Raw genomic sequence first — 13,463 nt, 5'->3', positions numbered from 1 at the left:
ATTTAATAAACATATACATTAAATATTATATCAAATTATTTAGAAAATTGTAATATTTGTTAAAAATATAATATTATATATCTGTATGTACTTTTTAGACGTTTATAGCTTTAATAATAATTATGTAAGTGTAGAAATAAATTTTATATTAGTGTTTTTCTATTTAAATTATCCTTTTTTGAGTCCAAGGCAATGTTATTTATAAAAGCTAGTTTTGATGTTTTTTATAATATATACAGGATTTTTAGTTTTTATATAGAAATAATATACATAGTATATTATTTCTATATTTTTTAGGAGAAACTAAGGAGAAATTATGAAATTTAATAGATGGAAGTCACAGGATGATTATAGTTATGCATTTAGGTTGTTTAATAAGTATCACACATATATGAATTCATTATATTGGTCTTATGTGCCTGCATATGATTCTGCACAATACACATATAGAAATGCTATAAAAAAGGTTCCTAATAATACAACACATAAAGTTTTTCATCTTAGTGGGAAAAATTCTGATAGAGTTGTATCAAATATAAATGAATGGAGTAAAAATTTAAAAGAATTTGATAATTGGACAAGGCTTAATTCATTAGTTGCAGTTAATGCATACTTTGAAATTTATTTAAGTTCAGTTATATCATTAGCTATTGAATCTGATTTAGGATTACTTTATTGTTTTTCTAAGGAGTTTGATGGTATAAAAGTTTTAAAATATGGAAATCAAGAAAAGTATTCATTTTATGACAAGTCTGAAGAAATAACTAAGGGAACTTGGCCTAAAAGGATTAGCAATTATAAGCAAATATTTGGTAAGGTTCCTGTTGAATTAGAAAAGCATGAAGGTGATCTTGAAAAGATAAGGAAAATAAGAAATGATGTTACACATTCTTTTGGCCGAGATATTGAATTATCTAGATCTAGAGATACAAAACGTATTATTGATATCGAACGAATTTCAACAGAAAGACTTCAAAAGTATATGGGTATAATTCGAGAAGTCGCTAGAGGGATAGACAAGCATCTATTAAACAATCATATTGGTGATTATGAAAATATTTATTATTATCATATATGTAAGGACAAACTAATACTTCAAAACCCAACGCAAGATTTTAAGAAAAAATTAAATTCATTATATGTAAAGAACAAAGGATGGGATTACATAAATAGTCTTATAGATTATTATAAAAAATTATAAGTGTTACACAGAAAGGTTAGTTGATTTAAAAATATATGTGAAAAAATGGAGGAAAAAATGGAAAAAATAAATCCACAGTTTTACACTTTTGATGAATTTCTTCAAGGAAGATTATTTGAAATACCAGATTATCAAAGAGCATATAGTTGGACTAGTAAGCAGAGAAAAGATTTATTTAATGATATTAGAAAATTGTATAGTTATGATGATTATGAAGAAGGAACTCGTAATCATTTTTTAGCAACTGTAGTTTGCTGTAATAAAAAAAGAAAAGAGAAATATGGTACTGATATATTTGAAATTTTTGATGTTGTTGATGGTCAGCAAAGAATAACTACATTGATTATTTTGCTGAAGGCCATTCACAAGAAGCTTGTAGCTATTAACGATCCTAAATATAGAAAGGATATGAATAAATTAGAGGAAATACTTGTTAAAGATAATGATAATCGTTTGATTTTAATACAAACTAATCATGATAGTTCACTTATATTAAGAGATTATTTGATATCAGGGAAAGAACCAGATAAGAAAAAAGTTAAAACTCAAGCAGAGTATAATTTATTATGTGCATTTGTAGAATGCGGAAGGTTCGTTGATCAATGGTGCAAAGATAATGATATACTAGAATTGCTAATACTTATAAAGTATAGATTATGTTTTGTGTTTCATGAATTACAAGATGAATCAACAGTATATACTGTTTTTGAAGTGCTTAATAGTAGGGGACTTGAGGTTGATTGGCTTGATAAATGCAAAAGTATGCTAATGGGAGTTGCTTATGAAGAATATAATACAGATAATGCCCAATTATCAAATACATTAGAATATTTACATAAGTATTGGGCGTTGATTTATAGAACAATAGGGATTAAAGAGGTACCTGGAAGCGAAATTTTAAGATTCACAGCGACTTTATATTGTCCTGAAGAGCAAAGTAGAGTTATGAAGGCTGAAGATGCTATTGAATATTTTAGAAAAATTACGAAACAGTCTCCACGCAAAGTAACAGATATTTCAAAATGGCTTTTAGATGTGGCAAATGAGCTTAGTGATATTTATTCTAATTCAAGATTAACAGCTGTTACAGACATTATTCATTCAAGATTATTGGCTGTTGCAATAAAATTATCTGAACACTTTGATGAAAATGACAAAGAAATACTTTTACAACAATGGGAGAAAGTAACGTTTAGAATATTTGGTCTTTATCAAAAAGATTCGAGGACAAAAGTTGGTGAGTATGTGAAGTTAGCTCAAAAAATTATGGGTATAAAAGATAATATGGTGTATGTTAAGGATAAAGGAAGATTAAGAGAAATTTTTAGTGAATTAATTAAGCTAGGAGAAGATTATCCAGCATCAGGAATTTTGAAAGCACTTGAGGATGCTGATTGTTATAATGGCTGGGATAAAGAAGCAATATATTTCTTTTATAATTACGAAAGGTATCTTTGTGGAGAAAATGGATATAATTTTCCTAAGCCATGGTGGGACAAAATATGGGAGAACTCTTCCCAAGATAGTATTGAACATGTATATCCACAGAAAGAGAGTTTAGCATGGAAGGGAAAAATTACAAAGAGGAAGGAATTTCATGCTAATAAAATAGGTAATTTGTTAGTTCTACCGATAGGATTGAATAGAAAACTTCAAAATAGTGGATTTGATATAAAAAAATCTGCATATAGTGATACTCCTATGTATGCGGCAAAGGAACTAGCAGAGTTTAAAGATTGGAATATAGGTACAATAGAAGAAAGAACTAAAAGCTTACTTGAGTGGGCACAAAAAGAATGGGATGATATAAAATTATAATCATATAAGAAATATGAGTGTATTGCATAAATACATGGGTATAGAGAAGATTAAAAAATTAAAGTATTAGGATATAGCTTAATGAGAATAATTGAATATTTATATCGGAGTGATTAAAATAGATAAGTTTACTTTGTTTGAAAAAATGTATTATCAAGAAATTGAACAAAAAGAAAAAATAAATTCTAGAACATCAATACCTTTAAGTGTTATATTCTTGTTGGTTGCTAGTTTAGGATTCTTTTTTAAAGATATAAAAAAGTTTCCTAATGCAACATGGGTTGGATATTACAAAATTAGTTTAGCTGCTTATTGTATATTGGTATGTATGGATATAGTATTAGTGTGTGTGGCTTATTACGGATATAGTTATAAATATATTCAATCACCTGTTATTCTTGAGAAAGATTATAAAATTATAGACAAGTATTTTAATGATAATTATGAGAAATATTTTAAAATAAATACTAATAAGACAAAAGAAGAACTTATAATAAGCGGCTTTAAAGATCATTTATGTGATCAATATGCAACTTGCACAGAAAATAATACTAAACTAAATGAGAAGAAACTTATATATTTAAGATATACTGGATGGCTTATAATGGCTAGTATTGTGTTATGTGCAATTACATACTTAATATATATACTTAATTATAATTAAGTTAAGAAAGGAGGGCGATTAAATTATGTCAGATAAAAATGAAAGTGGAAATGAAACACAAGTAACTCCACCACCTATGCCTGAATTATCACAGCCAAGACTTATCAAAGAAAGCCAAGATCCTACTAAAATAAATAATAAATAATTCTAAAATAAGCTCCCACTAATTTCATTGGTGGGAACTATTTTGTATACAATTCATATATAGTATTGTAAAAATAAGTGAATATCTAATTTATGATTTTTTTATAGTGATATATACATTAAATGAAACTTTCAACTTCCCATTCAGCAATCTTCCCACTCCCGATCGACTTATTCCTAAAACTTCCGCAGCCTTATCATAAGTTAACCTGTTTTTCTCCATCCACTCTTTAATCTTACATTCAGGATTGTTAAAGTAAAACCGATAATACTCATGAAAATATCCAGGTTCAACTTTAAAAAAGCCGCAAAGTCTTTTTATATTCAAAGGCTGCGGCATAACATTATGTATTTCCCATCCTTCCATAGTATCAACATGAAAATGCAAAATCTTAGCTAAAGTTTCTCTATCCATATCATGACTTAATATAAGCTTTATAATTTTCTCGCCTATAGTATTTTCAGGAAGGTCTTTGTAAAGCTCCTTGTGTAGGTAAAACTTCTCCTTGTAAAATATCTTTACAATCAAAAAGCGTAATTTGGTTCAATGAGCTGGTGCTAATTATGCAAGTTCTCCAGGCAGGGTTTTAATTCACTGTCTTGATCCTGTTTTTGTATGTGAAAAGGTTGCTTACACAAATGTAGGAGAAATAGTAAATATTCAAGAGGTAGTTAAAGGTACAGTTACGGGCTTTAAAGGTATAGGAGGGCTCCAGACTAGAGGAAAATGTAGAGAAGGGTATCCGAAGTCGTCTTATATTTAAAAGTATCTTTTGTATTATTCAAAGCTAATTAGTGAAATGAAAATTTTAAGATGAGAAATAAGCTGTTAAGATTAATTAGTTTTGACGGCTTATTTCTTTTATTTCTCCTTAGACAATAATAATTTCAGTGTAATGTTTTATTACAATAATTGTTTTTAACGTAATTTTTGTCGTATAATTACATTACATTAATTTTTAGCTATAATTTGGCTCAAGGAGGCGTTAATAGTGGAAAATAAATCAATGAATAGGTCTAAAGATTTAGTACATGCTTTATATAATAGTATTTCACAATCAGAAAAAGCTAATTTTGATGATATTAAAGAAGTATTATTAAAAGTTTATGTAAAGCTAGATGTATCTGATGAAAAAAATATTCCTCTGGTAAATAAATTAGTTAACTATATAAATTTTACAGCATTTACAGAAAAGCTACATTTTTCATCTGATGAAGAGAATATTATGAAAGAGTTATCTGAAATAGGCAAATATGCTGGCTTAAATGGTGCATATCGTTCAGACTATGGAGATAAATCTCAATTTTAAATAGACTAGGAGATAATGAAATATTACTCCAAAAAAAATAAAATCACCATTCACTGTACTCTAGATTTAAGTTCCTCCATACATAACAAAGTAGTAGTTTCAAATAATTTTTTATGCTATAATAGAAAAACAGTAGTTAAGTTTTAAAATCAAGGAGTGCTATTTATGGCTGAAAGTAAAGAAATGTTTGAACTTATGACTAAAATGTATGCTGAAATGCAAAATGGATTTAAAAGTGTAAATAGTGAAATAAAAGCTTTAAAGTCTGGGCAAGAAGAATTAAAAAATGAAATTAGAAAAACAAATGTAGTAATTGAAAATGAAATTAAACCTAAAATTCAGGTTTTATTTGATGGTTATAAACAGCACGGAGAACAATTAACTAGAATTGAAAAAGAAGTTTCAAAGCATGAAGAGATTATTTTGAGAAGAGTAAAGTAATGCTATAGAGATGTTTTATTAAAGTATACATTTTAGAGGAGTGTGTACTTTTTTTATGGCATAATTTGAAAATCAGGGTACAAAGAATTAGGATTGTGAACTGTGAATTGAAAAATATTTTACAAGAGAAAAATGGAGGTTGCTAAAGTGAAAAGAAAGATGATTTTTTTTGATATTGATGGAACTATAGTTGATGAGGAGACTCATATAATCCCAGAGAGTGCAATAAAAGCGATAAGAAAGGCTCGTGAAAATGGACACCTAGTATTTATAAATACAGGTAGAACTTTTTTTAATGTGACAGATGATGTTCGTGAAATTGGCTTTGATGGTTATGTTTGTGGATGTGGAACATATATATTTTTTGATGGACAACCTGTATTGGCAAAATCAATTCCGCATGAAAAATGTGTTGGAATTATTAAAAAACTTCGTGAGTGTAAAATTGATGGGCTTTTGGAAGGATTAAATGACTTCTTCTTTGATCAAACTAAAGCTCTTTGTGCTGAATTAGCAAAATCTAAAAGTGATTTTGAAAAAAGAGGATATAACACGACAAGATCTTGGGATGAACCAGATATTGTTTTTGACAAGTTTGTTACATGGACAAATGAAGAGAGCAATCTTGAAAGCTTTAAAGAATATATTTCTAAAGATTTTGATTACATCGATAGAGGTGGTAATTTTGGAGAGATAGTTATTAAGGGGTTTTCAAAAGCAACTGGAATTAAATTTCTTCAAGATTATTTTGATGTTTCAATAGAAGATTGTTATGCAATTGGTGATAGTAATAATGATTTACCTATGCTTCAGTATGTTCCAAATAGCATTGCAATGGGAAATAGTACACCTAGTTTGTTTGATAAGGTATCTTTTGTTACGAAAGATATAATGGATGGTGGAATTGAGTACGCTTTAAAGCATTATGGGATTATTTAGTTAAAGATAAATCTAATTAATATTAAATTCAATATTTTAGGCAGCTTATCTAAATTATAAAAATAGTATAAACAAATTATAAACTTAAAATAGCAGGCAGTTTTTTATGCTATACTAAATATTAGGTATCTTAAATACAAAGGAGGGGTAGGTATGCAAGTAGATTCAATATCTCAATTAATGCAACTAAGTGCACTTCAGAATCAAACTAACAGTAGTGGAAATTCAAGTGCTGCAGATTCATTTTTTTCTAATATGTTTGAAAATCTAATACAAAATATAGCTAATGACCAAACTGCAACTACAGATACTACAACTTCAAGCACTAATACCAATAACAGTGCAGGGACTAATAAAACTGGTGGTATTGATAGCTTATCTATGAAAGCTCAGAGTTTACAAGATATGCTGCAGTTGCAAGCATTACAAAGTATGTCATCAACATGTGATAATATTGGAAGCGTTGATGATAGCAGCGATGATTCTGATGATACTAGTAATGACAGCAGTAACTTAGGATATGATAGTATGATGCAGGCAATGGACTCAAATTTAGGTGATACAAATCAAAATGGCTCGGTTTTAGATAGTTTAATCCAGTAAAATATTTAATTAGTTACGTATTAAATAAACTTAGTGCGCCAGCCCAATATATAAGGGAGTGTATAGCAGTGGAGAAGAAAGTTAAATTAAAAAAAGAAAATATTCCAATAGCATTGATATTAATACTGTCTTCCATATTAAATTTGGCTAATTTAGGTATTGAGGGATATGCAAATACTTTTTATTCGGCTGGTGTAAAAAGCATGCTTATGAATTTTAAAAATTTCTTTTTTGCATCTTTTGATCCAGCGGGTTTTGTAACTATTGATAAACCGCCGGTGGGATTTTGGATTCAAACTATATTTGCAAAAATACTTGGATTTAGCGGCTTAAGTGTAATTTTACCTCAAGCTATTGCGGGAGTAATTTCAGTTGCAATTATATATCATCTTGTTAAAAGATCTTTTGGAAATTTAGCTGGATTAGTAGCGGCACTATGTTTAGCAGTAACTCCTATATCAGTAGCGGCTGCTAGAAATAATACAATAGATAATTTACTTGTAATGTTTTTGCTATTTGCATGCTGGGCAGCACTTATAGCAGCTGAAAGGGGAAAGCTTAGCTATCTTATATTGAGTTTAGTACTTGTTGGTATAGGCTTTAATATAAAGATGGTAGAAGCTTATATGGTAGGCCCTGCAATATATTTAACATATCTTCTTGCTTCTAGTATAAGTTTGAAAAAGAGGATAAAAGACCTTATTATAGGAACTGTTGTGCTTTTAGTCGTGTCATTTTCTTGGGCAGTAGTTGTAGATTGTGTGCCAGCAAGCAGTAGACCATACATAGGCAGCAGTACCAATAATTCAGTTATTCAGCTTATAGTAGGACATAATGGCTTAGAGAGAATTGGAATAGGCGGAAGAAGTGGTTCTAAAGCTGGAGGTTATAAGCAGTTTAGAAAAAATGGTCAGGACAAAAATAGTAATCAAAACAGAGGATTGCAAGGAGAATTTCAAAATAGGTTTAATTCGAAAAATAAGAATGTAAATTATGGAAATGGTATGAGAAGCAATTCGACTGGTATCTTCAGATTATTTGGTAATGGAAATATGTCAGATCAAATATCATGGCTTTTAGCATTTGCTGTAATTGGCTTTATTGCTGCGGCAATGCAGGAGAAATTGAAAGCACCATTTGATACAAGAAAAAAGTTATCATTAATACTATGGTTTATGTGGCTAGTACCTGAATTTATATATTTTAGTTTCTCAAAAAATGTAACACATACGTATTATTTAGTGACAATGGCTCCAGCTATTGCAGCTTTAGCAGGAATTGGGTTATCAGCTATGTGGGCATTTTACAAAGAAGGAAAGGCAAAAGCATGGTTTTTACCAATTGCACTTGCCATTAATGGGTTTGTACAGATATTAATTTTATCCTATAACCGTAATATCTCACAAGGATATAATCTGATAATTATAGCAATTGTAGTTTTATGTATATTACCTGCAATACTATTATGCATATTTAATTTAACTAAAAAGAAGGAAGATTCCTTTATTAGAACATTAGCCATTATTGCTTTTGCAGGGATTTTAATAGCACCTACAGTTTGGTCATTTACTCCAATGTTCTATGAGATGAATGGAAGCAGCCCTTCAGCTGGTTTAGAACTTGCACGAACTAATCATCTTGGGGAGTCTGGAACTACTAATGACTTGAAGCTTGTAAAATATCTAGAAGAAAATAAAAAGAATGAAAAGTATCTTGTTATGGTTCCTTCAGCAACAGCTTATGGTTCTGATTTAATACTTAAAACGGGTGAGCCTATAATGACCCTTGGTGGATTCAGCGGCTCAGATCCAATTCTTACTTTAGATGAGTTTAAAGCTTTAGTTAGCAAAGGCGAATTAAGATATGCTTTAATAAATTCTAATAATAGCAGGGGCTTTGGCAATTTTGGAGGCGGAAGTAATTCAAATAGCAGCATTATGAATTGGATTAAGGAAAATGGCAAGCTTGTTCCCGATTCTAACTGGAAGACCTCTCTTACCTCAAATAATCAAAGAGGAAATCATGGATTTGACGGACAAAGCAGTTCTTTTGAGTTATACGATTTAAAGAATGCGAAGTAAGAGTGCAGTGCAAAATCCAATAACATTGGGTAGGTGCATTAAAAATGATGTTATCAACTAGTATTTTGGAATCTTAAATAAACTTAATAAAACTAAGCAGCAAATTTTTTAAAAGTTTATTTAAAATATTCCTTCAATACTAGTTGATAACATCATTTTTTTTAATGCACCTACCCAATGTTATTTTGATAGTTTCACCACATATTTATTTCTGTGCAATGTTTAAAACATATCCAAATAAATTAATCAATTAATATACCAATTAGCGTTTTTTAATATATTCTCTAGTAAAAAATCAAAGTTTCTGCACTAGCCCAAAATTCCGTAGGCACGGAGGAATTTTTTCCTTAAAACCATGTCCATTGCGAAGTAATAGCGTTTTGGAACAATTTAAATAAAATCTTATAAATCTAAGAGGAATATTCTTAAAAGGCTTAGAACTTTTAATTGTTTGAACGTTAGTGAGTTATTGAAAGTTCTTAGGATTTTAAGAATATTCCTCTTAGATTTATTGATGTTATTTAATGTTCCAGAATGCTATTACTTCGCAAGTTCTCCTTCAATAATAAACAATGTCCACATTTTTAAAGAACAGCTGTAATAACTAGTATCTTTGGCATTTTTTAATTTTGCCGTTATCTGTTTATTAAAGGTAGAGCCTTCATCTACTAAGCTAGCAGCTGCATAAGCGGATAAATAAGTGGAATTTATATAGTTTGTTAATGGCTTACCATCTACACTGTAACCAGCCACTAAATTATTGGTGCCTATATTAGCAAAAAAATTATTTTCTCTTTTTAAGATGTCCTTAACTTTGGCATTGTTTGTTTTTTTATAAAATTCAATAAGCCTTAAAGGAACTCTTACGGCATCATAGCCAAAATTATTATTTTTATCATCTACAGTGCCATCTTTATTAAGCCAATCTGGCAAAAGTCCTGTTTTAGAATTTGAGTTTTTCTCCATTAGCTCAAGATTTGTATTTAATACTTTTTCCCAGTAACCACTTTCGGAAGTTGAAAGCGAGGCAAAATTTAAATAGTAGTAAGGTGAAAAATAGGATGGGTTAAAGGGCACCTTGCCACCCCATTTGTCACCAGGCAATAATATATAATCTTTAGAAATTTCATGATTTTTTATTGCCGATATCATTTTGCTTGCGTCGCTAAGATAATCAGTCTTAGGCCACTTTTTTGATGCAAGCAAAAGGGCATATGCAATATCTTCATCGGCATCTGTGGCTGAACCTTTGCCTTGGATATTTCCAGTTTGATCTATTTTCCAATTCATTAAACCATTTTCATCAAGATAATTTTTAGTGTAATTCCAAAGCTTCTCAAATTGATCTTGGTCATTAGCAGTAACGCTAAATATTAAACCATATCCCATTCCTTCGCTGACAGTAATATTGTTGTTTTCAGGGTCTATAACTCTACTTGTATTGGAACTAACATCTATAATATATTTTTTCTTCCAATAGTTATAGTAATTATAAGTAGTAGTACTCAAGGCTTTTGTATTTTTCTTTTTAAAAAGGTACAAGCCAGCCAAGATAATAATAACAATGATAATTAACAAAAGTATTTTAAGTATTTTTGATTTCATAAGTAACCACCTTACATTATAAATTATTTATTTTCATAAAATTTAAAGAAATCTTTAGTTAAATCTTGTGGGTAAAAAGATAGAAAAACAAAATCCGTTTTAACACTGTTTATATAGTTTGGAATATTACCTGTATAGTACCTTGGATCAACTAAATAAACATCAGAACACACAGTTGATAAAAAGGCTGCCAATGGAACTGTGAAGGAATCTTTAACAAATAAGACTTTGGGACCATTGAGGTTATTTTTATTTATAACATGAACAATACCCTGATTACCAAAAAGGTAGGAAGAGTATTTGTCAGCTTCTAGGGAGTATATATCTTTATTTGTTCTAAGAGGATCTATTGTTAGTAAAGCTTCCTCAAATCTTCCATTTAAATTTGTTACTTGATTTCCGGTTTTTGAATAATAACTATAATTGGTTGCAAATTTTGGGTAAATGAGAGTGAAATCATCTACACCAGAATAAAGAATTCCAGTTTTTCTTGCCATTGAGCCTATGGCAGCATTTTTGTAGGTTATAAAGTTATAGTTGTCTTTATTTGTATAGAAACCATCTTCGTCAATATTTAATTTATACTTTGTTTTAAGTGTATTTACTAGTTGTGTATATTCCCAAAATGCTGTTTGTATTGTCCAGTGATGATCTGTCTTAAAAAATAATTGATTGTTTTCAATACCACTTTTAGTTAAGTTTTTACGCAAGTCTATGGTATCTATGTTATTTTTCTTAAGCAAATTTAAAAATACATCTGCAGTTTCATTTGAATAACTATATGGAATACCATAAGGAAGTTTAGAATATCCTTCAACGTATTTGTCAGGCGGCATCATATAAATCAATTTTGTACGTTTATCTTTTAAACCAGCTTTAAGGGATTTTGTTCTCTCCACAAGATGATATACAGGGTTAGGTTTTTCAGCAAAATAAGTATAGTGTAAGAAATCATTTTTGTCTTTTACAACTTCGAAGTTTGATTCTTCGTTTTTATACATTAATTTTTGAATATAACCGTATAGCTCAATGAATTTGTACTTTCCAGCAGTATTGTCATTTATTGTACCTTCTACAGCTGCTATTATATTTACAAGAGAAGTCGAGCTAGTTTTTTGCTGCTTTAAAGTATTTAATATTGGGGAATAGCTTACTTTAAAATTATAAAAAGCGAAGGATAAAAGCATAATAATAAATATTATAGACGTCATAAACTTTTTAAAAAACAGTCTTTGCATTTTTATCTCCTTTTTAAAATTTAAAATAAATAAATGGGTTATAGGTACCTTTCACTATATAAGACATAGAAACAAAGAATAATCCTATTATAGTAAAAGGATATAAAATTTCTAGAAAAGAATATCCTTTCCCCGCATCAACAATGAATTTATTGATTTTTTGTGATATAGGAGTTGATAAAATAAAAGCTGCTATAAAGTAAACTATATTTTCTTTTATAAACATAAAAGTATAAGGGCTCCAAAAAGCATTATTGGCTAAGCCAAACATGCATGAAATATATTTACCAGCCACCATTAAGTTATCAGATCTAAAAATTACCCACCCAAGGTTTATTACAAATAATGCATAAATGTGTTTATATGTTCCTTTAATATTAAGTTTTTCAAAAGAAATTAATTTTTCAAATGCTATAAATACGAAATTTAAAAAGCCCCACATTACAAAGGTCCATTCTGCCCCATGCCAAACGCCGGTTAATACCCATACAACAAGTAAGTTACGTATTAATTTATCTTTATTTGATACCCTAGAGCCACCAAGTGGAAAATAAACGTAGTCTTTAAACCACAAACTTAAAGTGATATGCCATCTACGCCAAAATTCTGTTATAGATTTTGAGATATATGGAAAGTTAAAGTTTTCTTCAAATTTAAAGCCAAGCATTAAACCAATTCCAATTGCCATATCTGAGTATCCAGAAAAATCAAAGTATATTTGCAAGGTGTATGCAATTGAACCAAGCCATGCAAGAGTTATTGGTACATTTGAATAAACATTCATTTGAAAAATTCTATCAACTACAACTGCCATGCTATTTGATATAAGGACTTTTTTTCCAAGACCGGTAATGAATCTACAGGTTCCTACGGAAAATTTTTGCCAGGTTATTTTTCTGCCCCTAATCTGATCTGCAATATTATTATAGCGAGATAATGGTCCTGCTAAGAGCTGTGGAAAAAAGGATATATATAAACCAACGTAAAGAGGATTTTTTTCTACTTTGGTATAGCCTCTATATGTATCAATAAGATAAGATACAGCTTTAAATGTAAAAAAAGAAATACCTATAGGCAATACAAGATTTGGAACTGGAAATTTTAAGCCTTGCAATTTATCTATATTTTTTATGAAAAATGATAAATACTTAAAGACAAAAAGTACTCCTAAATTGCAGGTACAGCCTAATATAAGAAAAAATTTTCCTATCTTATTTTTCAATCTATACTTGTATATTAATAATCCTAGAATATAATTAAAAAAAATAGAAATTATCATTACTAATAAATACCAAGCTTCTCCCCAAGCATAAAAAATTAAGCTTAACAAGAGAAGTATGAGGTTTTGTAATTTTTTAAAAGGTAAAGCGGAAAAGTACAGTAGTAATGTTAAAGGTAAAAAGTATAGTAAAAATACTA

General features: G+C 29.3%; 12 protein-coding genes and 1 pseudogene. 9 read left to right on the top strand and 4 right to left on the bottom strand.

Features of this window, described 5'->3' with window-relative positions; all coding sequences use genetic code 11:
* Positions 1 to 316: 316 nt before the first annotated feature.
* From CUEA01_RS14285 to CUEA01_RS14275, 3 genes are all read left to right on the top strand, one after another.
* Positions 317 to 1,201, top strand: coding sequence for a hypothetical protein (locus CUEA01_RS14285; protein ID WP_234122365.1), 885 nt, complete (start codon positions 317 to 319; stop codon positions 1,199 to 1,201).
* A 57-nt stretch (positions 1,202 to 1,258) separates the two neighbouring features.
* Complete coding sequence (locus tag CUEA01_RS14280) at positions 1,259 to 3,019, top strand: DUF262 domain-containing protein (protein ID WP_234122364.1); 1,761 nt, start codon at positions 1,259 to 1,261, stop codon at positions 3,017 to 3,019.
* Positions 3,020 to 3,128: 109 nt separating this feature from the next.
* Positions 3,129 to 3,683 (top strand): hypothetical protein, encoded by a 555-nt coding sequence (locus CUEA01_RS14275; protein WP_234122363.1) that lies wholly within the window; start codon positions 3,129 to 3,131, stop codon positions 3,681 to 3,683.
* Between the two features lie 235 nt (positions 3,684 to 3,918).
* Here CUEA01_RS14275 and CUEA01_RS14270 read toward each other — a convergent pair whose 3' ends face one another.
* Positions 3,919 to 4,356: a helix-turn-helix transcriptional regulator gene (locus CUEA01_RS14270; RefSeq protein ID WP_234122362.1), complete on the bottom strand. Its 438-nt coding sequence runs from the start codon at positions 4,354 to 4,356 to the stop codon at positions 3,919 to 3,921.
* Between the two features lie 22 nt (positions 4,357 to 4,378).
* Between CUEA01_RS14270 and CUEA01_RS14265 the strand changes: the two are divergent.
* The 6 genes and pseudogenes from CUEA01_RS14265 to CUEA01_RS14240 form a co-directional block, all read left to right on the top strand.
* Positions 4,379 to 4,591: pseudogene (locus CUEA01_RS14265) on the top strand (sporulation peptidase YabG); the annotation flags it as partial.
* Between the two features lie 228 nt (positions 4,592 to 4,819).
* Positions 4,820 to 5,137, top strand: a complete 318-nt coding sequence (locus tag CUEA01_RS14260; protein ID WP_234122361.1) for a bacteriocin immunity protein — start codon at positions 4,820 to 4,822, stop codon at positions 5,135 to 5,137.
* A 165-nt stretch (positions 5,138 to 5,302) separates the two neighbouring features.
* Complete coding sequence (locus tag CUEA01_RS14255) at positions 5,303 to 5,578, top strand: hypothetical protein (protein ID WP_234122360.1); 276 nt, start codon at positions 5,303 to 5,305, stop codon at positions 5,576 to 5,578.
* Positions 5,579 to 5,725: 147 nt separating this feature from the next.
* A complete protein-coding gene (locus CUEA01_RS14250) occupies positions 5,726 to 6,517 on the top strand; it encodes a Cof-type HAD-IIB family hydrolase (RefSeq protein WP_234122359.1) in 792 nt (263 codons plus the stop codon).
* A gap of 153 nt (positions 6,518 to 6,670) precedes the next feature.
* Entirely contained in the window at positions 6,671 to 7,120 is a 450-nt protein-coding gene (locus CUEA01_RS14245) for a hypothetical protein (RefSeq protein ID WP_234122358.1), read from the top strand.
* A 68-nt stretch (positions 7,121 to 7,188) separates the two neighbouring features.
* Positions 7,189 to 9,201, top strand: a complete 2,013-nt coding sequence (locus tag CUEA01_RS14240; protein ID WP_234122357.1) for a glycosyltransferase family 39 protein — start codon at positions 7,189 to 7,191, stop codon at positions 9,199 to 9,201.
* Positions 9,202 to 9,741: 540 nt separating this feature from the next.
* On the opposite strand, the gene CUEA01_RS14235 is transcribed toward CUEA01_RS14240, so the two are convergent.
* The 3 genes from CUEA01_RS14235 to CUEA01_RS14225 are packed head-to-tail and all read right to left on the bottom strand — an operon-like array spanning position 9,742 to position 13,323.
* Positions 9,742 to 10,806: a glycosyl hydrolase family 8 gene (locus CUEA01_RS14235; RefSeq protein WP_234122356.1), complete on the bottom strand. Its 1,065-nt coding sequence runs from the start codon at positions 10,804 to 10,806 to the stop codon at positions 9,742 to 9,744.
* Positions 10,807 to 10,829: 23 nt separating this feature from the next.
* Positions 10,830 to 12,044, bottom strand: a complete 1,215-nt coding sequence (locus CUEA01_RS14230) for a DHHW family protein (protein WP_234122355.1) — start codon at positions 12,042 to 12,044, stop codon at positions 10,830 to 10,832.
* Positions 12,045 to 12,057: 13 nt separating this feature from the next.
* The gene (locus CUEA01_RS14225) at positions 12,058 to 13,323 is read right to left on the bottom strand and encodes an MBOAT family O-acyltransferase (RefSeq protein ID WP_407929257.1); all 1,266 of its coding nucleotides are present in this window, start codon (positions 13,321 to 13,323) and stop codon (positions 12,058 to 12,060) included.
* Between the last annotated feature and the right edge of the window lie 140 nt (positions 13,324 to 13,463).

It is taken from the genome of Clostridium hydrogenum (assembly GCF_021432385.1).
GTDB classification, from domain to species: domain Bacteria; phylum Bacillota; class Clostridia; order Clostridiales; family Clostridiaceae; genus Clostridium_S; species Clostridium_S hydrogenum.
The sequence above is the reverse complement of the archived record's forward strand: the minus strand, read 5'-3'. Positions and strand labels throughout refer to the sequence as shown.

Coding starts and splice junctions, on each gene's coding strand:
- CUEA01_RS14235 (WP_234122356.1), bottom strand. CDS start 10,806: ATGAAATCAAAAATACTTAAAATACTTTTGTTAATTATCATTGTTATT.
- CUEA01_RS14285 (WP_234122365.1), top strand. CDS start 317: ATGAAATTTAATAGATGGAAGTCACAGGATGATTATAGTTATGCATTT.
- CUEA01_RS14225 (WP_407929257.1), bottom strand. CDS start 13,323: ATGATAATTTCTATTTTTTTTAATTATATTCTAGGATTATTAATATAC.
- CUEA01_RS14245 (WP_234122358.1), top strand. CDS start 6,671: ATGCAAGTAGATTCAATATCTCAATTAATGCAACTAAGTGCACTTCAG.
- CUEA01_RS14255 (WP_234122360.1), top strand. CDS start 5,303: ATGGCTGAAAGTAAAGAAATGTTTGAACTTATGACTAAAATGTATGCT.
- CUEA01_RS14230 (WP_234122355.1), bottom strand. CDS start 12,044: ATGCAAAGACTGTTTTTTAAAAAGTTTATGACGTCTATAATATTTATT.
- CUEA01_RS14280 (WP_234122364.1), top strand. CDS start 1,259: ATGGAAAAAATAAATCCACAGTTTTACACTTTTGATGAATTTCTTCAA.